This window comes from Roseibium sp. MMSF_3544, from assembly GCF_030732845.1.
Classification (GTDB): domain Bacteria; phylum Pseudomonadota; class Alphaproteobacteria; order Rhizobiales; family Stappiaceae; genus Roseibium.
Genome location: NZ_JASHKA010000003.1, coordinates 1 through 20,652 on the forward strand (window position 1 = coordinate 1; position 20,652 = coordinate 20,652).

21 protein-coding genes and 1 tRNA gene are annotated in these 20,652 nt (G+C 56.4%); 2 read left to right on the forward strand and 20 right to left on the reverse strand.

What is annotated here, in order from left to right:
• Positions 1-21 precede the first annotated feature (21 nt).
• The 15 genes from RBB47_RS04750 to RBB47_RS04820 form a co-directional block, all read right to left on the reverse strand.
• Positions 22-1,350 (reverse strand): S41 family peptidase, encoded by a 1,329-nt coding sequence (locus tag RBB47_RS04750; protein ID WP_305984604.1) that lies wholly within the window; start codon positions 1,348-1,350, stop codon positions 22-24.
• Positions 1,347-2,672 carry a murein hydrolase activator EnvC gene (locus RBB47_RS04755; RefSeq protein ID WP_305984605.1) on the reverse strand — a complete coding sequence of 442 codons (1,326 nt, stop codon included), beginning with the start codon at positions 2,670-2,672 and terminating at the stop codon, positions 1,347-1,349. Before RBB47_RS04755 ends, RBB47_RS04750 begins: the two co-directional genes overlap by 4 nt.
• Positions 2,673-3,020: 348 nt before the next feature.
• Positions 3,021-3,524, reverse strand: a complete 504-nt coding sequence (locus RBB47_RS04760; RefSeq protein WP_305984606.1) for a GNAT family N-acetyltransferase — start codon at positions 3,522-3,524, stop codon at positions 3,021-3,023.
• Positions 3,525-3,560: 36 nt separating this feature from the next.
• A complete protein-coding gene (locus RBB47_RS04765) occupies positions 3,561-4,058 on the reverse strand; it encodes a ClbS/DfsB family four-helix bundle protein (RefSeq protein WP_305984607.1) in 498 nt (165 codons plus the stop codon).
• Positions 4,059-4,170: 112 nt separating this feature from the next.
• The gene (gene rlmH, locus RBB47_RS04770) at positions 4,171-4,653 is read right to left on the reverse strand and encodes a 23S rRNA (pseudouridine(1915)-N(3))-methyltransferase RlmH (protein WP_305984608.1); all 483 of its coding nucleotides are present in this window, start codon (positions 4,651-4,653) and stop codon (positions 4,171-4,173) included.
• A gap of 124 nt (positions 4,654-4,777) precedes the next feature.
• Positions 4,778-5,188, reverse strand: coding sequence for a ribosome silencing factor (rsfS, locus tag RBB47_RS04775; RefSeq protein WP_305984609.1), 411 nt, complete (start codon positions 5,186-5,188; stop codon positions 4,778-4,780).
• A gap of 207 nt (positions 5,189-5,395) precedes the next feature.
• On the reverse strand, positions 5,396-6,028 hold the full coding sequence (locus RBB47_RS04780) for a nicotinate-nucleotide adenylyltransferase (RefSeq protein ID WP_305984610.1): 633 nt from the start codon (positions 6,026-6,028) through the stop codon (positions 5,396-5,398).
• On the reverse strand, positions 6,025-7,305 hold the full coding sequence (locus RBB47_RS04785) for a glutamate-5-semialdehyde dehydrogenase (protein WP_305984611.1): 1,281 nt from the start codon (positions 7,303-7,305) through the stop codon (positions 6,025-6,027). The genes RBB47_RS04780 and RBB47_RS04785 overlap by 4 nt, the downstream gene beginning before the upstream one ends.
• 53 nt (positions 7,306-7,358) lie before the next feature.
• Entirely contained in the window at positions 7,359-8,504 is a 1,146-nt protein-coding gene (gene proB / locus RBB47_RS04790; RefSeq protein WP_305984612.1) for a glutamate 5-kinase, read from the reverse strand.
• Positions 8,504-9,550, reverse strand: a complete 1,047-nt coding sequence (obgE, locus tag RBB47_RS04795) for a GTPase ObgE (RefSeq protein ID WP_305984613.1) — start codon at positions 9,548-9,550, stop codon at positions 8,504-8,506. Before obgE ends, proB begins: the two co-directional genes overlap by 1 nt.
• 46 nt (positions 9,551-9,596) lie before the next feature.
• Positions 9,597-10,136 carry a GNAT family N-acetyltransferase gene (locus RBB47_RS04800; protein WP_305984997.1) on the reverse strand — a complete coding sequence of 180 codons (540 nt, stop codon included), beginning with the start codon at positions 10,134-10,136 and terminating at the stop codon, positions 9,597-9,599.
• Between the two features lie 2 nt (positions 10,137-10,138).
• Positions 10,139-10,708, reverse strand: coding sequence for a GNAT family N-acetyltransferase (locus RBB47_RS04805; RefSeq protein WP_305984614.1), 570 nt, complete (start codon positions 10,706-10,708; stop codon positions 10,139-10,141).
• Positions 10,705-11,310 carry a GNAT family N-acetyltransferase gene (locus RBB47_RS04810; RefSeq protein ID WP_305984615.1) on the reverse strand — a complete coding sequence of 202 codons (606 nt, stop codon included), beginning with the start codon at positions 11,308-11,310 and terminating at the stop codon, positions 10,705-10,707. Before RBB47_RS04810 ends, RBB47_RS04805 begins: the two co-directional genes overlap by 4 nt.
• Before the next feature lie 141 nt (positions 11,311-11,451).
• On the reverse strand, positions 11,452-11,721 hold the full coding sequence (rpmA, locus tag RBB47_RS04815; RefSeq protein ID WP_305984616.1) for a 50S ribosomal protein L27: 270 nt from the start codon (positions 11,719-11,721) through the stop codon (positions 11,452-11,454).
• A 51-nt stretch (positions 11,722-11,772) separates the two neighbouring features.
• Positions 11,773-12,468: a 50S ribosomal protein L21 gene (locus RBB47_RS04820; RefSeq protein ID WP_305984617.1), complete on the reverse strand. Its 696-nt coding sequence runs from the start codon at positions 12,466-12,468 to the stop codon at positions 11,773-11,775.
• Positions 12,469-12,958: 490 nt separating this feature from the next.
• Here RBB47_RS04820 and RBB47_RS04825 point away from each other — a divergent pair.
• Positions 12,959-13,048 (forward strand) — tRNA-Ser (locus RBB47_RS04825).
• A gap of 35 nt (positions 13,049-13,083) precedes the next feature.
• On the opposite strand, the gene RBB47_RS04830 is transcribed toward RBB47_RS04825, so the two are convergent.
• From RBB47_RS04830 to RBB47_RS04840, 3 genes are all read right to left on the reverse strand, one after another.
• Entirely contained in the window at positions 13,084-13,479 is a 396-nt protein-coding gene (locus RBB47_RS04830) for a CopD family protein (protein ID WP_305984618.1), read from the reverse strand.
• The gene (locus RBB47_RS04835) at positions 13,479-13,763 is read right to left on the reverse strand and encodes a DUF3817 domain-containing protein (RefSeq protein ID WP_305984619.1); all 285 of its coding nucleotides are present in this window, start codon (positions 13,761-13,763) and stop codon (positions 13,479-13,481) included. Before RBB47_RS04835 ends, RBB47_RS04830 begins: the two co-directional genes overlap by 1 nt.
• 368 nt (positions 13,764-14,131) lie before the next feature.
• Entirely contained in the window at positions 14,132-14,962 is an 831-nt protein-coding gene (locus RBB47_RS04840) for a DJ-1/PfpI family protein (protein WP_305984620.1), read from the reverse strand.
• Between the two features lie 182 nt (positions 14,963-15,144).
• Between RBB47_RS04840 and RBB47_RS04845 the strand changes: the two genes are divergently transcribed.
• Entirely contained in the window at positions 15,145-16,206 is a 1,062-nt protein-coding gene (locus RBB47_RS04845) for a GlxA family transcriptional regulator (RefSeq protein ID WP_305984621.1), read from the forward strand.
• Between the two features lie 1,118 nt (positions 16,207-17,324).
• Here RBB47_RS04845 and RBB47_RS04850 read toward each other — a convergent pair.
• A complete protein-coding gene (locus RBB47_RS04850; RefSeq protein ID WP_305984622.1) occupies positions 17,325-19,232 on the reverse strand; it encodes an acyltransferase family protein in 1,908 nt (635 codons plus the stop codon).
• 497 nt (positions 19,233-19,729) lie between these two features.
• On the reverse strand, positions 19,730-20,578 hold the full coding sequence (locus RBB47_RS04855) for a TauD/TfdA family dioxygenase (protein ID WP_305984623.1): 849 nt from the start codon (positions 20,576-20,578) through the stop codon (positions 19,730-19,732).
• Between the last annotated feature and the right edge of the window lie 74 nt (positions 20,579-20,652).

Sequence of the window (20,652 nt, forward strand, 5' to 3'; positions counted from 1 at the left end):
ATCCGGCGCGCAACAGAGTGTTTAGTTTTTAACCGCCGCGCTGTCCGACACTGGTGGGAAAGCGCTGTTGACCTGGACCCCACGCAGCAGATCGAGGGCCATCTTCAACTGGGTGTCGTCTTCGGGATCCGGCGGGACATATGCCTGGCTGCCGGACTGTTCTTCGCCTTCGGCTTCCAGGTGGCCACGCAGGCCGGCTTCGCCTCTGGTTTCAACCCGTCCGACCAGTTCTTCCGGCAGCTCTTGCAATGCCTCGATGTCCGGCACGATGCCTTTCGCCTGAATGGAGTTTCCAGACGGCGTGTAGTACCGGGCAGTCGTCAGCCGGATTGCACCGTTGGCACCGAGCGGAATGATCGTCTGGACAGATCCCTTACCGAAGGAGCGCGTGCCGAGAATGGTGGCACGGCGATGATCCTGCAGAGCACCCGCAACAATTTCAGATGCGGAGGCGGAACCGCCATTGACAAGGATGATTACAGGCTTGCCGTCGGTCAGGTCACCGGCACGGGCATTGTAGCGCTGTGTTTCTTCGGCTTCGCGGCCACGGGTCGAAACGATCTCGCCCCGATCCAGGAACGCGTCGGAAACCGCGATGGCCTGGTCGAGCAATCCGCCCGGATTGTTACGCAGATCGATGATGTAACCCTTGAGCTTGTCCTCGCCGATTGCGGCAGTGGTTTCCTCGATGCCTTTCTTGAGGCCATCGAACGTTTGTTCGTTGAACTGCGTCACGCGGACGTAACCGACATCTTCCTCTTCGCGCCAGCGAACAGAGCGGATACGAATGATGTCGCGGGTGATGGTGATGTCGAACGGCTCGGCGCGGCCTTCGCGCCGGATCGTCACGATGATATCTGTGTTGACCGGACCACGCATTTTCTCGACAGCTTCATTGAGGGTCAGGCCCTGAACCTGTTCGCCATCGATATAAGTGATCAGGTCGCCAGCAAGAACGCCTGCCTTGGCAGCAGGTGTTTCGTCGATCGGGGAGACAACCTTCACGAGGCCTTCTTCCATCGTGACCTCGATCCCCAGTCCACCGAATTCACCGCGGGTCTGAACCTGCATGTCACGGAAACTTTTCGGTGACATGTAGCTGGAATGCGGGTCCAGCGACGTGAGCATGCCGTTGATTGCACTTTCAATCAGCTGGGCATCGTCAGGAACTTCCACATAGTCTGAACGCACACGCTCAAAAACGTCGCCAAACAGATTCAGTTGCCGGTACGTGTCCGTTGCCGCCGCATTTGCCGTCGCAGACACATTGAGCGGCATCTGGGACATGGTCGTGACTGCCGCAGCCCCCATAAGGGCACCCACCAGCAGCAAGGAAGCTTTCCGTATCATCCGCGAGCCTTTTCTTCTTCTGTGCGCGCCCACCAGGGTGTGGGATCGATCGCACGGCCGTCCTTCCGAAATTCTACATATAGTATCGGCTGGGTTGAGCCCAGCCCGAATGTTGACGCGCTAGCCCATTGGGTCGCGCCCATGACACCAACCGGTTCCCCGGTAAGAACAAACTGCCCCAATTCCGCATCTATCCGGTCAAGGCCCGCAAGGAGCACATGGTAGCCATCGCCTGTGTTCAGGATCAAGAGCTGACCGAACGAACGGAACGGACCCGAATAGACAACCCAGCCATCGGCTGGGGAGGTCACATTAGAACCCGGTCTTGTGGCGATAGATTGACCTTCAGTCGTACCGCCAAATTCATCTTCCTCGCCGAAGCCTTTCAGCACCGTGCCTGCGACCGGCTGAGGCAATCGGCCCTTAGCCTCGTCGAAGGCGATCGCCGGAGCAAGCCGTCCGGGATCTGCAAACGGATCAAATGTGCGCGAGGCGTTCCGTTTGGCGCTCAAAGCAGCCTGGCGCGACTTTTCAGCCGCTTCCCGCGCGCTGTCGATCTCAGCTTCCAGATTTGCGATCAGTTCCTGGAGCGACCCAGCCTGTTCAGCAAGCAACGCCGCGCGCCTTTTCTCCTCTTCAAGTACCTCGACCGATTTCTGATGTTCCTGCCTTTTGGCACTCAAAAGAAGCTCAAGACGAGACTTTTCCTCAGCCAATCGCATCGCATCGCCGCGAAGACGGTTTTTTTCTTCGGCAATGACCGATTTGAGCCGCTTCAGCTCCTCCAGATCGGCCGCCAAAGCCTCTGTCTCTACTCTCAGTTCCGGCATGACAGCATTTAAAAGTATCGCGCTGCGGACTGCCGACAATGCGTCGCTCGGACGCACGGCCAATGCGGGTGGCGGACGTTTTCCGATCCTCTGCAAGGCGGCGAGCACTTCTGCCAGGACATCCCGGCGCGCGATCAGCGAAAGCCGCACCGCATCTTCGTTTTCGCCGAGGCTCATCAGCCGCCGTTCGGTGTCGGTAAGCTCGGTTTCCAGTCCCTTGATCGTGTCGGACGTCGAAATAATCTTTGCGTTGAGCGTTTCCCGGTCCCGATCCAGTGCCTTGATCTCGCGCGTAATCGCGGCCTGGCGGTCGCTCGATATCTCTATGTCTCGGGAAAGGGCTGCAAGTTCCTGCTCGCGCTCTTTCTTGCGCTCCACGAATGCATCGACTTCAGAAGCTTCCGTGCCAGGCGGCTTTGTCGATTCATCCAGGCTTTCGCTTGAAACCGCGGGATTGGGGAGCAGCAGGCCAGCCACCAACAGAGCACTCAAGAACGATCCGGATATCCGGCACTTCCCAAGTCCTGGACGCACAGCAGTGATGCGATCCGGTGTCAAATTGCCTAAGCTCCCAAAGGTTACCCTTTAATGCGATACACAGACTGCGTTAACGAACCGTTTACCCTGATAACCGGATCGTTAAACCGGCACCAATTATCGGCCGACCGCCTTCTCCCGCGACTGTATCGCCAAACCTGTCTTGTTCATCGGTTACGCGTGGAATACGGCGAGATACGGGCAAAAACGTGTTTTCTCGCCATTTTGTTCCATTAATAAAAGTTAACGATCTAATCCGTTGGGACTACTTGATTATGGCAATGAGGTACTTGCGTCCTAAGATCAGGAGCGCGCGTGCCTGAACACGAGCGTCTCGGGCTCAGTGCGCGGCGCATCGGGGTCAAGAACAGCACCCAACCGTTCCGCGAGACGGCGTGAGCGGGTGTTTTCAGCATCCATGTAACTGACCAGGGTTGTCAGCCCGAGTTCATTGAACGCCCAATCGCGGAACGCGCTTGCCGCTTCAAACGCAACGCCCCCTCCCTCGGCACCTTCATACAAGAACCATCCAAGTTCATGCTCCGGATAAAGGGGGCCGTGGTTGAGGCCAACCTGTCCAAGACACTTTCCGCTTGCCCGGTCGTCGATCATCAACGCACCGTGCCCCATCAAGGTCCAAAGGGCGACGTCGTGACAGAAGTACCCCCAGGCCGCCTGCTCCGACATCGGACCGCCCATGTATTGCGCACGTTCGGACTGCATCAACGCACCGTAGTCGGGCCAATCGTCCATTGTCATGGGCCTCAGCAACAGTCGTTCGGTTTCAAGTGTCGGTGTGACCATCATCTCGGCCTTCGGTTTGTGCGTGCCAGGATAAAGACCCTAGCTTGCGAGCGACTTTAGCCGAGCGCGAATGTATTTTGCAGCCGATCGATAGTGACTGGGTCCTGCAGCTTCCGCCCATCGTCCCGTTGTCCAGTCGTTCTTTGCACCTTTCATCGGTCCCCCATAAAGCTCTACATCGCTGAACTCCTCGATAAGTTCGGTCAGCGCGCGATGGCCATCGGCGAGATTGTTTCGCGCCTCTTCCCAACCCAGTTCAGCCTGCTTTGCCCGCAAGTCGGCATTATATCTTTTCAATTCGCTCCATTTGTAACCTTCGGCCGGAAAGTGGACCTCCTTGCCGGCAGCGCCGGCCCCGTACCACCCCAGGAAAAGTTCAATCCAGTGCGCCCGGTGCGCAACGACATCCTTTATCGAGGTGTCATCTTCGTCCTTCTTCAGCGCATCCGCTGCCGCAATTTTCTCAATCAACTTGGAAAGTTTGGCAAATTCCTTCTGTGTGACGGTCTGCAATTCCAACTTCGATCCTGCCGGCATGGTGCGCGCTCCTATGATTGAGGCCACCTTGGAAAGCGCGCAGCGAACGTGCCTTGCGCAGGATCAAACCGGCGAAAAGGGAAGAGACAAATGATGATCTGAAAGTTGTTGGTCAGACCCGGTGATACGGGTGTCCGGACTGAATGGTGATTGCCCGATATATCTGTTCAGCTAACAGGATCCGGGCGATCTGATGCGGCCAGGTCATGGCTCCGAGGGCCAGTTTCAAATCGGCGCGCTGAAGCGCCTCAGAGCCGTGACCATCGGCGCCGCCGATGGCAAAGACGATATCGGGAACACCCTCGTCCTTCCAGTTTTCAAGCTTGCGGCTGAACTCCGGGCTCGACAGGTTCCGGCCGTTCTCATCAAGCACCACCAGACGGGCGCTGCCCGGCAAGGCACTCAACAACCCGCGGGCTTCTTCCGCCTTACGGTCTTCCGGGCGCTGTGCCCGGCTTTCCGGCAATTCGTTCATGATGATGTCGGAGACGCCAAGGCCTCTGCCAGCCTTGCGTGCGCGGTCGAGATAGCGGTCCAGAAGGTCCTTGTCCGCACCGGATTTCATCTTGCCGATGCAGGAGAGTGTAAAGCGCATAAAGTCCCCGCCGGATGGCGATCCGGTCTTTTAATCCGCCAACGTGCCGAACAGTGCCTGCAGGCCCCTTCAGCTCAACCTGCTTTCAAGACGTCTGCCCCGAAAGCAGGAAGCTTCAGGCCGTTCAGCCTATGAACTGCGGCGCGTCGTCCGTCTCCGGTGCCCACATCTTTTCCAGATTGTAGAAACCGCGAACTTCCGGACGGAATATGTGCACAATCACATCGCCAGCATCGATCAGAACCCAGTCACACGTGTTCTGACCCTCCACCGTTGCCGGTCCGGCTCCGGATGCTTTCAGATCCTTCAGCAAATGATCCGCGATCGCACCCACGTGACGGTGGGAACGCCCGGACACAATTACCATGTGATCCGCGAGGGAGCTTTTCTCAGCGATGTCGAGAGTTACCAGGTCCTCAGCTTTGGAATCGTCAAGACTGCTCAGAACCGTATCGAGGAGACCTGCCGCAAGATCAGCGCTTACGGAAGCCTGCAGAGGAGTGGACAATTCTGTCCGCCCACTTTCAAAGGTCATGGTCAGGTGTAGTGCCTTTCGCCGTTTTTGCCGCCCTGCCACCAACGTCGTCACGAACCAGATAGTTCGGTTTCACACGTCACCCGTTTTGGATGCAGGACCGGTTGACCGTACCTCGGCCGCGCTCGTCGCGACCGTCCCTATAATACCGCTTCCCCTTTGGCATTTTCAAGACAACGGAATTTCCTTGGTAAATATGCCAATAATCTAGGTCCGCACTTGTCTTAGATTCGTCGAGGATGTCTGGTCGAGCGGCGTGTGCAAAAATGTCCAGATCGGCGGCTCCATGTCCGGTAACAACTCCGCGTCCTCTTCCGGAAGTCTATATTTTTCATAAGCTTTTGCCATTGGCGACGACAGAACCGAAAGCGAGGCTCCCGGTCTGTCAACAATGGCGACGGGGACCGATCCGAGGATGGCACGCCAATCCTGCCAATGATGGAAGCCGGCAAGATTGTCAGCACCCATGACCCAAACGAATCGCACCGACGGACGCATCGCCCGCAGCGCCATGAGGGTCTTAGCGGTGTAGGGTGTCCCGAGCACCGTTTCGTAGGCCGTGACTTTCATGCGCGGATGGTCCGCCAGCGCGCTGGTCATGTGAAGGCGCATTTCAAGCGGTGCCAGATCCGAGTGGCTCTTGAGCGGGTTGCCAGGCGTCACGAACCACCAGACCTGATCAAGGCGCAGACGCTTCAGAACCGTCGCGGCAACCAGCCGGTGACCGGTATGGGGCGGGTTGAAGGACCCACCGAAAATTCCGATCCTGTTGCCCGGTTCCACATGCGGCAGTTTCAGCCAGTCACGGTTCAGCCCGGCCCCAAGACTAAGTGGACTCATGGACGCGTCTGACCTGCCCCGTGAACCTTGTATTTGAAGCTCGTCAACTGCTCGACACCAACAGGACCGCGTGCGTGCATTCTGCCGGTCGCGATCCCGATCTCCGCCCCCATGCCGAATTCACCGCCATCGGCAAACTGCGTCGACGCATTGTGCAAAACGATGGCCGAATCCACTTCAGCCAGGAAGCGGTCTGCCGCAGCACCATCTTCGGTCACGATACAATCGGTGTGGTTGGAGCCGTAGGCCGCGATGTGCTCCATCGCCGCATCAAGATCAGGCACCACTTTGACCGACAGGATCTTGTCGAGATATTCCGTCGACCAGTCGTCCTCACTTACAGCTGCAACGTTGCCGCAAAGGGCGCGAACCGCATCCGTGCCGCGGACTTCGCAGCCCTTGTCCTGCAAGGTGCTTACGATTGCGGGCAGGTGGCTTTGTGCAACGTCTTCGTGGACCAGAAGCGTTTCCAGCGCTCCGCAGATACCGGTGCGGCGCAGTTTCGAGTTCACGACGATATCGACGGATGTCCGCAGGTCGGCAGCTTTGTCGACGAAGATATGCACCAGCCCCTCGAGATGGGCGAATACCGGCACGCGGGCTTCAGTCTGCACGCGCTCGACGAGACTGCGTCCACCGCGGGGAACGATAACGTCAAGATTTCCGTCAAGCCCCTTGAGCATTTCACCGACGGCTGCTCGATCCGCGACGGGTACGATCTGAATGGCGTCTTCGGGCAGTCCCGCTGCCTTCAATCCTTCCTGGAGGGCCCTGTGGATGGCCATGTTGGAGCGAATCGTGTCAGAGCCGCCGCGCAGCACCACGGCGTTCCCTGCCTTGAGGCAGAGTGCCCCGGCATCCGCTGTCACATTCGGGCGGCTCTCATAAATGACGCCGATGACACCGAGTGGCGTGCGCACGCGCTCGATCTTCAAGCCGTTCGGACGCTCCCATGCTGCGATCACGCCGCCAACCGGGTCATCCAGCGCAACAATATCCTCAAGCGCCGCAGCGATCGCCTCGATCCGTTCCTCGGTCAACGTGCCCCGGTCGAGAAAGGCTGCGGTCTGACCATTGGCCGTCATCGCCTCCACATCAACCTTGTTGCCGGCAAGAATGTCCGGCGTTGCCGCGCGAACAGCCTTTGCTATTTCGCCCAGCGCCCGGTTTTTGGCATCTGCTGGGGCGGTGGCAAGAACCCGACCGGCAGCACGGGCGCGTTGCCCGATCTCTGCCATCACGTCCTCAGTCGTCTTTGCCTCGACCTTTTCCAGCATACTCTTTCACTCCCCGATAAGCGGCTGCGATCAACCGCACGTCCTGGCGCGTTTTAGCGCGTTCTGTTCAAAAAGGCATCCTCCAGGACAAGATCGTCCCGGTGGATCATTTCCGCGCGGCCCGGATAGCCGACAATCGCCTCGATCTCCCGGCTGTTGCGGCCCGCAATCAGCTTGGCTTCGGCAACATCATAAGCAATCAGGCCACGTCCGATCGTTTTGCCGTCCGGGTCGCGCAAAATGACGGCATCCCCGCGGGAAAACGTGCCGGCGACCGTCGTGACACCTGCCGGAAGAAGGCTCTTGCCGGATCGCATCGCTCTGACCGCGCCTTCGTCCAGCGTTATGCTGCCGCGTGTTTCAAGGTGACCGCCGATCCAGGCCTTGCGGGCACTGGCCGGTGTTGCGAGCGCCGGGAACCAGGTCCCCCGCGCGCCATCATTCAGGCGCGTCAGCGGATGGAGTTCCTTGCCGGATGTAATCACCATGGAAGTTCCGGCCGCCGTCGCGATCCTGCCGGCGTCGATCTTGGTCTTCATGCCGCCGCGGGAGAGTTCCGACCCGGCGCTTCCCGCCATCGCTTCGATCTCGGCGGTGATACGCGGCACTTCCGGCAGATAAACCGCGTCGGGGTTCTGAGCTGGCGGCGCTGTGTAAAGACCGTCGATGTCGGACAGCAGCACCAGGCAGTCGGCGCTTGCCATGGTCGCAACCCGGGCAGCAAGACGGTCATTGTCACCGTAGCGAATTTCAGAGGTGGCAACAGAATCGTTTTCGTTGATGATCGGTACAGCCCCCATCTTCAGCAGGGTTCCGATTGTTGCCCGGGCATTCAAGTACCGCCGTCTTTCCTCGGTATCGCCGAGGGTCAGCAGGATCTGCCCTGCCTTCTTTCCGTGTTTGCCGAGCGCGCCCGCATAGGCTTGCGCAAGGGCGATCTGACCCGCTGCGGCAGCCGCCTGACTTTCTTCCAGCTTGAGCGGTCCACCCGGCAGGCCCAAAACACCGCGTCCAAGGGCGATCGACCCGGACGACACGATCAGGACTTCAGCACCTCCGGAGGCCAACTGCACCACGTCGGAGATCAGCGCTTCCAGCCAGTCGCGTTTCAGTTCGCCCTGCTCCACCAAAAGAGCAGACCCGATCTTGACGACGATGCGCCTGTAGGCAGTCAGGTTCCGGAGTTCAGGTAAAGACATCAGGGGTGCCACCCCTCCTGATCGGGAGCCGGCACCTGATTGGCGGCGTCTTCCTTGTCCTTGTCGATGGCGCGCACAATCATGCGTAAGGCGCGATCGACGTTCAGCCCGCTGGCAGAAGAAAGTATGAGCGGTTTCTGGCCGCAGGCCGCTTCCAGGCTCGCAGCCCTTTCCGCAATCAGCTCTTCGGTCAAGGCGTCACACTTGGACAGCGCAACGATTTCAGGCTTTTCGGTCAGGCCGGCGCCGTAAGCTTCCAGTTCACCGCGCACAACTTTGTAGGCTTCGCCCGGATCTTCCTCGCCCGATCCGTCGACCAGATGCAGGAGCACCCGGGTGCGTTCGACGTGACCCAGGAAGCGGTCGCCAAGGCCTGTTCCCTCATGGGCTCCTTCGATCAGGCCGGGAATATCGGCCATGGCAAAGCTGTTGCCGTCGATCTGGACGATGCCGAGATTGGGATGAAGGGTCGTGAACGGATAATCTGCAATCTTCGGCTTGGCGGCGGAGACCGTTGCCAGGAAGGTGGACTTTCCCGCGTTGGGCAAACCGACGAGACCGGCATCGGCAATCAGTTTCAGCCGGAGCCAGATCCATTTTTCCTCCCCCTCAAGACCCGGATTGGCACGTCTGGGCGCCTGGTTGACTGAGGACTTGAAATGGGCGTTGCCGAAGCCGCCATTACCGCCTTTCAGAAGCAGAACCTGTTGTCCGAGTTCGGTAAGATCCGCAATCAGTGTCTCGTTGTCTTCTTCCAGGATCTGTGTGCCGACCGGGACCTTCAGAACGACGTCTTTTCCGTGTGCACCGGTCCGGTTTCGACCCATGCCGTGGATGCCGGTTTCGGCCTTGAAATGCTGCTTGTAGCGGTAATCGATCAGCGTGTTGAGACCGTCGACGCACTCAACGATCACGTCACCGCCCTTGCCGCCGTCACCGCCGTCCGGACCGCCATATTCAATATATTTCTCGCGCCGGAAGGACACGCAACCGGCACCACCGTTACCGGACCGCACATAGATCTTGGCCTGATCGAGGAATTTCATTGTTCTTCTTTCTTCTCGTAATCCTGTGTCAGGCCAAAAACCGCTTTCAATGGCCGTTCAGAAACTCTTTTTGTGTCACTTCCGCCCGAATGGCAGGCACAATGCCGCCCCGGGAAACGCTCGCGCAGTCCACCTGACCAACTTCACGGAATCCCACCTTTTTCGCGACCTGCAACGAGGCCGGGTTTTCCGTCATGGCCTCGCAGGCAACGATTTGGTGGCCTGTATTTTCAAACAGCCAGGAGACCGCAGCGCAGAGCGCTTCGCTCATGAAGCCTTTGCCCCAATATGGACGCCCCAGCCAATAGCCGATCTCCGGGGTCTGCCGCAACTTTTTGAAACCGAGACCGCCGATCATTTGGCCTTCATGGTCGATTTGAAAGCCGAGCTCCTCGGCATTTCTCCAATCCTGCCAACGCTCGGCCGCGTTGGCGAGATGCACTCGGCCGGTCTCAATGTCATAAGGATACGGCACGCGCGACAGCATTTTGGAGACCTCATAGTCGCCAAGAAGCTCAGCACAGCGATCCACATCCTCCGGGCCGGGTGCCCGGAGGACCAGTCGTTCCGTTTCAAGCACGGGCATGCTCATGCCGGCTGCCGCCTCTTTTCGTAATCGGATTTCGCCAGCCGGACGACCACGTTCGAGACACGGCGGTCGAGTGGCCGCGCAAAACGTTCCGTCATCGAATACGGCTTGAAGCCCAATTTGCGCAAAAGCGCACGAGACCGCGTATTTTCTTCATAGGCGCGAGCGGCAATTTCATCCGTTGCAAAAGCCTGAAAGGCCCAGTCGAGGGCTGCTTCAACCGCCTCGCTGGCATAGCCGTGCCCCTGGAAGGCGCGGCCGATCCAGTAGCCGAGCGTCGGGGCGCTCGGCAATTCCTTCAAGTCGCCGGGAGCTTCGACCGAGACAACCCCGATAAACACACCGCCCAGCGTGACCGCGAACACCGCCTCCGTCTCAAGCGGGTTCTGGTCCACAACGGTGTCCAGAAAAGCTTCCGCAGACCCGTCCTCGTAAGGCCACGAAAACGACGTCATCCAGCGCGCAACCTGGAAGTCCTTGCCGCCAAGTTCAATCACCGCCTCAGTATCAGCCAGCGTGATCGGCCGCAGAACCAGTCGTCGGGTTTTCAAATCCGGTAAAGAAGTCATTGTCCTTGCCCCCATCCTTTCAACGATTTCCAAACAGTCCTTTCCAGTGTGTACCGCTCGATCGGCACGGAACCGCCGGCACCTACCGACCGGATCATTGATTGATCCCGGTACTGGAAGCCGGACTTCACCAGCACCCGGCGCGATGCGGGATTGGTGACCCTGCACGAGCCCTGGAGTTCCTCGATATCGTGATAGGTGAAAGCATGATCGACGAGGGAATGAACCGCCTCAGTCGCGTAGCCCTGACCCCAGAAAGGTTCGCCCAGCCAATAGCCGACATGAACCGATCCGCCTTCCTCAACAGGGGCATATTTCGCTGCACCAATGAGACGGCCAGTGCTTTTCAGACGAATGGCGAATTTCGCGGTCCTCTTGCGCGGCTGCCCGGCGCGGGCGATCAGGGCGCGGCCATCTTCCAGCGTAAAAGGGTAGGGCATTGCGGCAAGGTTCGCCGCTATATTCTTGTTATTGGCCAAAAACACCAGATCGGCCAAGTCGTCCTTGCGCAGCGTGTCGAGCCGCACACGAACCGCTTCCTGCGGCAACGGGGCCGCAGCCAAACTGCTTTCGTCTAACAATCCATCGCTTTCAACAACCATCTTTTCCTCCAGCCAAAAAAATTCAAGGGAGAGATGGCGTCCCATCTCCCCCTTGGATCTTCGACTGGTCTCTGGTTGCTGACCTGTCTCGAACTGCCGGGGTCTTACGGGACGCCGGCGTTTCGAAACTTCACGTCGGCTTTACTCCGCAGCTTCCGCTACCGGGACCACATTAATGAGGGTTCGTTTATTGGCTGCCGCCTTAAACTGAACCTTGCCTTCCACGGTCGCGAAAATGGTGTGATCTTTACCCATGCCCACGCCGGTGCCCGGGTGCCACGTTGTGCCACGCTGACGAGCAATGATGTTGCCGGGAATCACGGATTCCCCGCCGTATTTCTTGATGCCGAGACGGCGGCCTGCTGAGTCGCGGCCGTTACGGGATGAACCGCCTGCCTTCTTGTGTGCCATCGTTAGAACTCCTCGTTCTTCGAATTCTTATTCCAAACCTGAAACGGCGGCTTAGTTGCCTGCCAGTTCCTTGGCCTGTTCAACCCAGTTGTCGCGCTCGATACGGCCCTTGAAGTTCAGGACTTCATCGACGCGGGCGATGTCTTCTTCCGAGAAGTTGATGATCTGCCCGTAGGTGGTGATGCCCAGAGCGTTCAGCTTCTTCTCAAGAACCGGGCCGACGCCGGAGATCTTCTTCAGATCGTCCTTGCCTTCCGGTGCGGTGAAGAGCGGTTCAACCGCTGCTTCTGCCTTCTTGTCTTCCTTTGCTTCGGAAGCCTTCGGAGCTTCTTCGGCTTTCGGAGCCGCTTCAGCCTTCGGGGCCGCTTCGGCTTCGTCCTTGTCGGCTTTCGGCGCTGCCTTTTTCGGCGCAGCCTTCTTGGCCGGTTTTGCGCCACCGGTCAGGATGTCGGTCACCTTGACGAGGGTGAAGGACTGACGATGGCCGTTGCGGCGGCGGGAATTCTGGCGCCGGCGCTTCTTGAAAACGATGATCTTGCGTCCACGGCCCTGATCGACCACTTCCGCAACAACGCTGGCACCTTCAACAGTCGGAGCGCCAACAGTGGTGTCTGTGCCGTTGCCAACCATGAGCACTTCGTCAAAGGTAACGGTGCTGCCGGCTTCGGCGTCGAGTTTTTCGACCTTCAGGAGGTCGTCTGCGGCAACAGTATACTGTTTGCCACCGGTTTTGATTACAGCGAACATGTCGCGCACGTCCTTCTTTTCGTTTTTGACACACCGGCACAGGCCATTCGGCTCAAACAGCACCGGTTGCTTTCAGGTCAAACTCAAGGCGCCTGTCCCTCCGGATTTCCTCCGGTTGACAGATCTTTGTGTCGGGTTGCGTGAAGCGAAAAGCCCGCCAGGCCTGGATCGACAAAGAAAACCCGAAAAAGCTGAACTTTTCCGAGCCCGCGCAATATAGTCGCTCAGCAACTGATGTCAAACGGAATTATCGCGCCGGAAGACGCCAAGGACTTCCTGTCCATGCCGGCGCGGATCCCTGAAAGTCTCAGCCATTCCCAATCGTGCAGACCCATTTCGGGCAAGCCCCGCACGGTGTCATTGATGCGTCTGGGACGGCCGGACGCCAAAATCAATTCTGCCGGTGAAGAATGCAATTCGGGACTTGCGGGCGCAAGGGAGCTTGTCTATGTTCCGCGCCACTTGAGACCCGTTTTGTCAAAAGTGCCGCGGAGAGGTGCCGGAGTGGTTGAACGGGGCGGTCTCGAAAACCGTTGAGCGCGCAAGCGTTCCGGGGGTTCGAATCCCCCTCTCTCCGCCATTCTGTTTCCAAGGACCGACAGGAAAACGAAGCTGCTACGGTTTGATCGTCACAAGGAGAACGATCGGCGTCAGAAGCAGCAGTCCGATGGGCAGCAACCAACCGCCGCCCTGCCTGACCCTGCCTACACCCTCCGCATTTACCCGGCGCAGTTTCCCGACAAGAGCACCGTGTAGCCCAGCTAGCGCAAGAACAAGCACGATCTTCATTCCGAGCCAGGCAGATGTAAACCAACCGCCCTGGACTGCCAGAAGGATACCGAACAGCAGGGCGAAGATCATCGTAGGTGTCGTGACAGCCCGGTCATAGGCCTTGAGAGATTTCAGATCGATTGAAGACGGGTATCGGAGGGCTAATCCGACGGCGACCATGCCACCGATCCAGACGAAGAGAGAGACAAGGTGACCGGTTTTCGTGAGTTCGTAGACCATCACAAGTCTCCGGATTGACGACGCAGCCATCGTTCATTGACGAAGCCGCCGAAGGGAATAAACGCACCGAAGAAGAGACGCAAAGCGCCGAACCGATTGATCAGCCCCTCTGCCCAGGATCGGATCACGAACCAGAGAAAGACCATGAAGGCCAGTCCATGGACGGGACCCATGATCGAAACCGCCTGAGGAACGTCGGCCCAGTACTTGAGCGGGATCGCCACGCAGAACAGCGCGAGCAAGGTCAGGGCCTCGAATATGGCCGCACGCATCAGACCGATCATGCGCTGACCCTAGTTTCGCACTTGTCTTCGCTGCTATCACTCGGCACCGGGCCGAGCGTTCTCACGATCTCACCGGATTGCGCGCGCGGTTGGAGGACAGCCCGCGGCGCCACGAGAGCGCGCAAGGTCAGCCTTGGACATATGAACGTCCAAACCCTGAGGGCCGCAGACGATTGCGCAGGGAAATTCGTTGTCATTATGTGCCCTTTCACAGTGTCTTTAGGGTGGAGGAGGTGTGTTCGCTGCGGCGCAGATTTATGCAGACAGCGGCCAGCGCAGGTGCAACGCAGAGGCCGATTGCCGTGGCGGCTTAAAAAGTGCTGCCTTAGCACCGTTCTGGGCTGCCCGACTTTTTGAGATTGGGAAGATTACTTCGCAAGCGGCGTATATTGCCCCATGTTGGCGGCCGCTGTGGTGCACATGGCTGTTAGCGTATCACCCGCGGGTCCAAGCCAACGCCGCATCTTGTCCATGATCACCGGGCCAGCTTTTTCCGGCGTGCCGGCGTCGAACGGAGGTGCGGGATCATACTCAAGGGCAAGTTGCGACAACTTCGCAACGTCCTCGCCCAAAAGCTCTGCGAGCAGCACAAGGCCGAAATCGATCCCGGCAGTTACGCCACCGCCGGAGATGCGGTTGCGGTCGCGCACGACACGCCCTTCCTGTGGCGTTGCACCAAACAAGTGCAGTTGGTCTTTTGCCGCCCAGTGCGATGTTGCACGATACCCCTTTAGAAGACCTGCTGCACCGAGCACGATCGAACCGCCGCACACGCTGGTCACGTACCTGGCGCGTGCGCCTCGGTCAGCAAGAAAGGTCAGGACCACCGGATCTGTCATCACGCTGAACTCGCCACCTGGAACAAACAGCACGTCGAGGTCCTTTGGGCATTCATCAAGTGTGGACGTTGCCTTCATGATGATCCCGCTATCTGTTTCCAGCAGGTCGGTGTTCTTCCAAATCACATGAACGTTGCACGACGGAGCAAGCACCGTTTGCGGGCCCAGTAGATCCAGGAGTGTCACCCCGGGATAAAGCAACATGGCCACTTCCGGCTTTCTTTGGTTGTGCATGGGCGGCAGCTTCACCATCGACCTTTGCACAACGCCTTCATGTGCACTTGCGGACTTCGCGCCGCTCATCAGGGCAATTCCCGACGCGGCGGCTGCTGCAGTTCCCATGACTTTACGCCTGTTCATTGAGACCAGTCCCTGATTTTGCCCGGGCTTTTTTGAACGCATCGTCGGACTCCAAATCCTTGTTTCACTAAAGGCCGCTCGGTGCGCCGGCCAATTGCCGCTCAATTTATGTGGACATCTAAAACGGCGTAAATGACAATGCTCCGACAATATCAGCCAAATTCTGAATTGGATCAAACGCATTGAAAAACCAACAAATCACGACAACACGCAGCAAACCCCGACGCGTCGTGTTCCTCGCCTTTCCAAAGGTTATGCTGCTTGACCTGGTTGGCCCTTGGGAAGTGTTTTCGCTGGCAAACAAATTGGCGGATACCGCGGCACGCCCCTATGAGATCGAGCTGCTAAGCGGTGCCGGTCCGGCCAATGTCCCATCCGAAGCCGGGATCTCTTTGGAGAGCCACCGGCGGGCTGAGGACTGCCTCGGTGCCATAGACACGCTTGTTGTCCCCGCGGCTGATGTGACTTCGATAGAAAACCTTGCAAGCAGCCCGTTTGATCTGTTGCGGCGATTGTCTGCGCAGTCTCGCCGTACGGTTTCCATTTGCGGCGGAGCCTTTTTGTTGGCCGGGGCTGGTCTGCTTGACGGGAAACGCGCGACGACTCACTGGAGAGCTGCGGGCGACCTGGCCGAGCGCTTTCCGAAGATCCACGTCGACGACGATGCGATCTTCGTGAAAGATGGCGATGTTTATACATCCGCCGGCGTCACTGCAGGTATTGATCTTGCGCTCTCGCTCGTGGAAGAAGACCTTGGTCAAGCCCTGGCACTAAGATGTGCGCGGGAAATGGTTGTGTTCATGCGCCGCCCAGGTGGACAATCGCAGTTCAGCAACACATTGGCGGCGCAGCACTCGGAGCGCAGCGCGATCAACGACCTGATCTCCTGGGCGGCGGACAATCCTGACAGTGACCTTTCCGTGGACGCCATGGCGGAGCGTGTAAACATGAGCACCCGCAATTTCTCTCGCGTTTTTCGGAGCGAGATAGGTCAAACACCTGCCGCGTTTGTCGAAAAGTTACGGGTTGACGCGGTACGCCGGTGTCTTGAGGAAACGGAAATCTCAATCGATGTCATTTCGAGAAACTGTGGTTTCAACAGTGCCGATGCCATGCGACGTTCCTTCCGGCGCGTTGTGAAAGTGGCCCCGGGCGACTATCGCAGAAGATTCTCAGGCCGTCGGAAGGGCGAACCAGAGCTGAGCGACGGTTCTAGGCAACAACGGAAAAGTGGCAAACTTTGAGAAAGAGCCAAATCGGGAGCGTAGCTCTTCGGGGCGGTTTTGAAACTGTTGAGCACGCAAGCATTCCGGGGGGTCGAATCTCCCTCTATGCATCATCTAAGGTCGGCCAGGTTCCGATTATCTTCACGCTTCTAAAGGTGTATCCCTGGTATTGTGACGCGCTTTTGCTCTGACCTTACAACGTCCACTTGATTGTCTGCACATTTCACAGATTTGGAACCAGGTAGCGATGGCACACCAAATCCAAAGGCTAACGGCGCCTGAGCAAGCACTTAGACAATAAATCCGGAGGGGACGTCCGACACGCCTGTGCTTTTTGCATAAGACAGATGGAAGACTTGGTCTAGCCCCGCGAACTTAAAAGCCGCTTTGACAAACGTTCCAAAGGTATTCAGACGACACAACGCTTCACCGCATCACTATTTGCTTTTGCGAAATTAAAATTACTTAACGCCCAAGAATCCTAAAAATCAATTCCAATACTATCAATACTAGCTTCGTAGAGCATGTTGCTTTGAAGAAGCTCGCTCTGCCCCGACTTGAAGGCGATGGCGACTAAATTAAGTTCAATATTTGAACAACAACTAGCCCATCGCCGAGGCAGCATACAGGTCCGTTGGCCTGAAGATTGGCATTCTTACAGTGTTCGCGGACGTCAAGAGTTCACCGACGCCTTGAAGACGCTCCTATCGAACTAGACTTGTTCTCGCTGATCATCCCAATGTGTCGCACGTTTCTATAGAACTGAATTACCTATTTCTAAAGCAAATGGCGTACAGACCTTTTGAGATTCTGTTTCCAAAACTGATTATCAAATCGACCTTCCACAGATACAGTATTCGGCTGCTTAGAAGGTGGACAGAGAAAACGGGAAATAAGCATCTCACAACCGCGATAACCGCTTTCATGTCGGTAACAGCAAAAAGGCAACGCTTCGAATTGAGCCAATAGATAAAGACTCTTTGAATTTCCAGCTGATCGCTTGAATCCATCCGCACTTAAAGAGCAAGCCGGCTTGCAGCGCGGCGTTAAGTCAATGGTTTTCCTGTTGGCAAGAAAATGCCAGAGGCGATTTCAAGCATTGCTTGAACTTGGGTCCTAAAACGAAAGACAAGAATTCAAGATTCCAAATCCTTAAAATATGATGATTTAAAAAAGTCGACTAGTGGCGTTGAAGTACGGATACTGAAGTGAGGGGAAGCGTCTGAATACATGGGCACCCCACCGGGGTCGACAACCATGCAACGCTCGCCGTCACAAAGTGAATCGTGTGGATCCAAATAGATTGCTCCGGCCTCCTTGGCGCCTTCCATGGCGTCAGTGAGAACCTGTCGATCGTCGCGGCTAACACTTCGTGAAACTGTGCATCTGTCAAAGGCGCCGGTTGCATGCGAAATGGCAAAATCCTTTTTTGAACATAGTTTCGGTATGTCGTCGACAAGCAGAAACTGAACACCGGATTCTCCGAGTTGTTCCGCCCAACTCTCAAGGTTTCTTGAGAGATTGTCTTTCTTGATTTGGCTGTCGATCGGTGATCGCGCTTTTCCTTGAAAGCTCTCGGAATACAATCGATCACGCGCGATCGAAATTACTACAATATCATCCGGTCGGACCTCATTGATCAGAAATTCTAACCGTGCCTTGGCCTCATTTTCGGGGCAAGTTGCTCCATTACACCCAGTGTCTCGCAGTAAGTCATTCGCCAATGCTCGGCCGGTGAGATAACGAAGCGTAAATCCATACTCTTTTGAGACTTGTTCCAAGCTCGGGACCAAATTTCCAGCGTGACTATCACCAACCAAGAACAAATGTCTTTGCTCTGAAGGGTCGCGCGTCAGGCAGGCAGACATCGGTGACTCACCCCCTGGCAAATGGCATTCAAGTCTATCGTGGACGGGCGAAAGCGAGACAGGCTTATAGTTTCGTAGATAAAGATCATGTATTGGTACAGTAGTCATCGCTATACTTGAAGCAATAATAATACCACTTCCCGCCATCAAAACAAAGTATGGACTTTTCCTTCGTGAAATCGCTCTAACTGGTTTTTCAATGAAGTAATGCGAAGTGATGGACAGGATGAAGATGCATATGAGTAGCGGAAGCCAAGTTGCCGGTTCAAAAATATCCAACCAAATCGCCAGCACAATTACGGGCCAATGCCAAAGATAAAGTGAGTAAGAGATCTCTCCAACCCAGCGGAATGACGGGATAGTCAAAATCGAGGTAAGCCAAGAGCGCTCTTTAGAAGTCAATAACAGCGCCGCAGTCCCAGCCACGACCGTAAGGATGTTCCATACTCCACTTTGGTCGTTTGATGCGAGCGCTGCAGCGACTAAAACAACTATGGTGGCATGCATCGCATCTACTACTGGCTTAGACCAGCTTCGATGGACCACAATACACGCGACTAGAGCACCGGCAGCAAACTCCCAAAATCGTGAAAATGGTAAATAAAATGCCGCTTCTGGCGTAGAATCATGAAGTATAAAAAAAATTATTATTGAAACTGACCCACCGATTAGAGACGCTAACGCCAACCTTTTTCTTGTCGAGAACAAAAGAAAACTGAAAGGCAAAAAGAGAAGATAAAACTGCCACTCGACGGATAAAGACCAAGTGTGGGTAAAGGGATCGAGGGCGCTATCGGAACCGAAATAGTCACGCGCTCTATCGAAGAGCCTGATGTTAGATGCACCAAAAAGAGCGTTTTTGCCTGTCTTGAGGGGATCCTTAGCGTCAGGAACAAAAGCCGCGGTCGCCACCGCCGTGACCAATACGCAAAGGACAAGACCGGGTAAAAGTCTCGCGAAACGCCGCCCGAGTGTCTGTAAGAGACTTTCTACTCTATTCGCTGATCGTTGAGAAAGCACGATCTGCGTCATCAAAAACCCAGAAAGAACAAAAAACATATCCACTCCCAGGTAACCACCTGGAAGCAGATTCTGGTCAAAATGGAAAACTATTACGCTCGTTACGGCGATCGCTCTGACACCGTCCAAAGAGCGAATATACTCACGAATCATCATATTGCCTTTAGCGGTCCTTATTATTTTCTCCTCGTCTTAACAAGCCCCTGATCGAGGATTGTGGTTCAAGGAACTTCGCAACTTCGGCAATTGGTGCTTATCAGGCAATCGAAGGATTGGTCATGTGGTCTGATTCCCTGTTCTGGCTGCACGGACGAATACGGGTCGCAGTTCGTGACTCACCAATCAAACATCGCTTGCTCACTTTGTCTCAACGACCAAGCGACTGCACAAGGTGAGAAAATGAATTCACAAATTCCATGGCGGGTGCCCGTTCGGCTCGCAGAGCCACTTTGGGCGGTCTCGAAAACCGTTGAGCGCGCGAGCGTTCCGGGGGTTCGATTCCCCTTCTCTCAGCAGTACTCTATGATTTTTTCAGTTCTGAAGCGCTCGTCCGATGTTTAAGAGCGCATGAGGCAGAGCAGTGGCTTGCCGGCGATTTGCGTACATCGAGGTCTTTAACGGAATAGGTTGCGAGCGAAAACTGGATCCCGACCCTAGATCGGCCTCTCGCCCTTGACCGTGACACGCCGGCCTTTTCGTTCCTCCGGCCAATAGTCCCAGATCGCACGATGCATGCAGCAGCGATTGTCCCAGAAAGCCATGTCGTTCAACGACCAGCGGAAGCGGATCTGGTAGTTGATGTGCTCTGCATGCTCAAAGAGCATGTTCAGGATCGCGTCGCTTTCATGATCCGTAAGGCCCATAATCCTGGTCGTGAAGGTCCTGTTCACGAAGAGCGATTTGCGGCCCGTTTCAGGATGTGTGCGGACGACCGGATGGATCGCTTCCGGGCACGCGATATCGGTATCCTTCTTGCCCCGGTCGCTGTAGCGGCCCTTGTAGATATGCTCGGAAGTGTGCAGAGCGGATAGACCACCGAGCATCTCTTTTATTGGTTCGGACAAATCCTCATAGGCGGCATACATGTCGCTGAACATCGTATCCCCGCCGCACGGCGGCATGATGTGGATCTGCAGCATGGTGCCGAGCGGGGGCGTCTCATCGCACGAGACGTCGGAATGCCAGAACTCTCCGTTTGCCACTTTCGAGTCCTTTGTGGCGTGAATTTCGAAGATTTCCGGATAGCCTTCCATCGTCGGAGCGGCGGGGTGCGCGTGCAGCGGGCCGAAGCGCTTGCCAAATGCGATGTGCTGGGCAGGCGGTACTTCCTTCTGATCCTTGAAGAACAGAACCTGGTACCTGTGGAATGCATCCCGGACTTCATTGAATTGTTCGTCCGGCACATGCTCGCTCAGATCCATCCCGTAAATCTCAGCACCCAGATTTGGAGCAAACGGTTTTGCCGTGATCAATTGGTAATCGTTTGTCCTGGGAGCGACCATTGGGAGCCTCTTGAAATTCCGGTGCATTCGTGACTGGTCGCCACAATAATCATAAGAAGAAATTGATTAAAGTG

What these genes read in the sequence shown, in the direction of transcription:
- RBB47_RS04800 (WP_305984997.1), bottom strand. Translation starts at nt 10,136, where the DNA reads ATGCCCGTGCTTGAAACGGAACGACTGGTCCTCCGGGCACCCGGCCCG.
- RBB47_RS04850 (WP_305984622.1), bottom strand. Translation starts at nt 19,232, where the DNA reads ATGATGATTCGTGAGTATATTCGCTCTTTGGACGGTGTCAGAGCGATC.
- obgE (WP_305984613.1), bottom strand. Translation starts at nt 9,550, where the DNA reads ATGAAATTCCTCGATCAGGCCAAGATCTATGTGCGGTCCGGTAACGGT.
- RBB47_RS04780 (WP_305984610.1), bottom strand. Translation starts at nt 6,028, where the DNA reads ATGAGTCCACTTAGTCTTGGGGCCGGGCTGAACCGTGACTGGCTGAAA.
- RBB47_RS04805 (WP_305984614.1), bottom strand. Translation starts at nt 10,708, where the DNA reads ATGACTTCTTTACCGGATTTGAAAACCCGACGACTGGTTCTGCGGCCG.
- RBB47_RS04765 (WP_305984607.1), bottom strand. Translation starts at nt 4,058, where the DNA reads ATGCCGGCAGGATCGAAGTTGGAATTGCAGACCGTCACACAGAAGGAA.
- RBB47_RS04750 (WP_305984604.1), bottom strand. Translation starts at nt 1,350, where the DNA reads ATGATACGGAAAGCTTCCTTGCTGCTGGTGGGTGCCCTTATGGGGGCT.
- RBB47_RS04835 (WP_305984619.1), bottom strand. Translation starts at nt 13,763, where the DNA reads ATGATCGGTCTGATGCGTGCGGCCATATTCGAGGCCCTGACCTTGCTC.
- RBB47_RS04855 (WP_305984623.1), bottom strand. Translation starts at nt 20,578, where the DNA reads ATGGTCGCTCCCAGGACAAACGATTACCAATTGATCACGGCAAAACCG.
- RBB47_RS04760 (WP_305984606.1), bottom strand. Translation starts at nt 3,524, where the DNA reads ATGATGGTCACACCGACACTTGAAACCGAACGACTGTTGCTGAGGCCC.
- RBB47_RS04830 (WP_305984618.1), bottom strand. Translation starts at nt 13,479, where the DNA reads ATGGTCTACGAACTCACGAAAACCGGTCACCTTGTCTCTCTCTTCGTC.
- rlmH (WP_305984608.1), bottom strand. Translation starts at nt 4,653, where the DNA reads ATGCGCTTTACACTCTCCTGCATCGGCAAGATGAAATCCGGTGCGGAC.
- RBB47_RS04820 (WP_305984617.1), bottom strand. Translation starts at nt 12,468, where the DNA reads ATGTTCGCTGTAATCAAAACCGGTGGCAAACAGTATACTGTTGCCGCA.
- rsfS (WP_305984609.1), bottom strand. Translation starts at nt 5,188, where the DNA reads ATGACCTTTGAAAGTGGGCGGACAGAATTGTCCACTCCTCTGCAGGCT.
- rpmA (WP_305984616.1), bottom strand. Translation starts at nt 11,721, where the DNA reads ATGGCACACAAGAAGGCAGGCGGTTCATCCCGTAACGGCCGCGACTCA.
- RBB47_RS04840 (WP_305984620.1), bottom strand. Translation starts at nt 14,962, where the DNA reads ATGAACAGGCGTAAAGTCATGGGAACTGCAGCAGCCGCCGCGTCGGGA.
- RBB47_RS04785 (WP_305984611.1), bottom strand. Translation starts at nt 7,305, where the DNA reads ATGCTGGAAAAGGTCGAGGCAAAGACGACTGAGGACGTGATGGCAGAG.
- RBB47_RS04810 (WP_305984615.1), bottom strand. Translation starts at nt 11,310, where the DNA reads ATGGTTGTTGAAAGCGATGGATTGTTAGACGAAAGCAGTTTGGCTGCG.
- proB (WP_305984612.1), bottom strand. Translation starts at nt 8,504, where the DNA reads ATGTCTTTACCTGAACTCCGGAACCTGACTGCCTACAGGCGCATCGTC.